The following is a 1,554-nucleotide window of genomic DNA, read 5'->3' as shown; positions in this document are numbered from 1 at the left end:
GTCCATTCGTTCGAGCTTGGCAGGATCAAGGCCACCGCTTGGCGCCATTGAGTTCGCCCAGGACCTCCTCGGGCACAAAGAGCGCTGCCCCGCTCGATTTGGTCAAGCTCGCCATGAAAACACGAGAGCAGCGGCTCGCCTACGCGACCCAGCACTGGATTGCTGCTGCGAGACTGCATTGATCGCTGGTGCCCATCAGGGGGTAGCTCCCCATGGTTGGGAAGGGCTGGCTGCCGGTCATCGACAGCACGTCCCCGCAGGCGCAGTCGCGTCGTCCAGCGCGGCGGGGATGGTTAGAGCCGCGAGGCAGGAAGGCGCGAAAAAGCGTGGCCTCATGGTTCATGGCTCATGCGTCATGGATCACGGCTCATTCGTCATTGCTCATGCGTCATGAATCACGCTTCATGCTTCATTCGTCATGGCTCACGTGTCATGAATCACGCCTCATGGCTCATGGCTCATGCGTCATATTGGATCGCTGCTGCGAGACTGCATTGACCGCTGGCCGGGCGATCCAGGGACACCTCACCCTTTGGATGGGAGGGCTGCTCGTTTGCACGTCTGCAGAAGGCGCGCTCCTGTCCGGTTATACTCGCGGGCCGAATTCCAACCTGGACTGACCAATGAACAAAGCTGAGAGGTTGTGAAAAAATCGAACAGTGCCGTGAGAGCCTCTCCAATCCCCTTCAAAAATGCGTGCCATGTGAAAAGCGGGAGAGTTTATGAGCTAAATGGTCTTACTTTTCACGTAAGTGCTCGAGCGAAATTTCCCTGGATTTTCTGCTGTTCCGAACCAGGCCAACCCCTGTATTTCAGTGGCTTGCACGGGCAATGCAGGGGAAAAATATCGGATTATTTTTCTTCGGGCACTTAGCGCAACGTTTTAGCGGCTGTTTTGAAGGGGGCGCAGCAGCCGCTTGAATTTTTCACAACCTCTGAGAGCTTGTGAAAAAACCCACCGGGCCTGCGCTCTGCGAGAATAGGCGCGGGGTTTGGACCGGAGGCAAGAGATGGCAGGCACAGGTGGCGAGCTGTTCGACGATCTCCCTATTCCAGACGCACGGCCCGCGCCGTCCCTCAAGGCTGCGGCGGCGCGTGTGCGGCGCCCGAACCGGAATCAGATCGAGCTGCGTCCCAGCGACCTGGAGAGTCTGCTTTCGGAGGATCATCCGGCACGGCTGGTGTGGGGCTACGTCGAGCGGCAGGACCTTTCGCCGTTGTACGCCGGGATCAAGGCGGTGGATGGCGGCTGCGGACGCAGCGCGATTGCCCCGGAGATTCTGCTGGCACTGTGGCTGTATGCGACGCTGGAGGGTGTCGGCAGCGCGCGGGCTCTGGCGCGGCTGTGCGAGGCGCGCGATGCCTATCGCTGGCTGTGCGGCGGGGTGCAGGTGAACCACCACACCCTGTCGGACTTCCGGGTGGGCCAGGGCGAATTTCTGGACCGATGGCTGACCGCCAATGTTGCCAGTCTGCTGGCTACGGGTGCCGTGGCCATGAAGCGCGTGGCACAGGACGGCATGCGCGTGCGGGCGCACGCCGGCGCTGCCTCGT

Annotated in this window: 2 protein-coding genes; both read left to right on the top strand. The window is 60.9% G+C overall.

The genetic code is table 11. From position 1 onward, the window contains the following. The coding region (locus ACYVD0_RS21755; RefSeq protein WP_460428742.1) for a hypothetical protein at nucleotides 1–182 on the top strand (182 nt) is incomplete at its 5' end. Nucleotides 183–1,010: 828 nt separating this feature from the next. After that, a partial coding sequence (locus ACYVD0_RS21750; RefSeq protein WP_460428741.1) for a transposase occupies nucleotides 1,011–1,554 on the top strand: 544 nt, incomplete at its 3' end.

It is taken from the genome of Azotobacter armeniacus (assembly GCF_054779355.1).
Note: the sequence above shows the minus strand (reverse complement) of the source record. Positions and strands in the feature narration are given on the sequence as shown.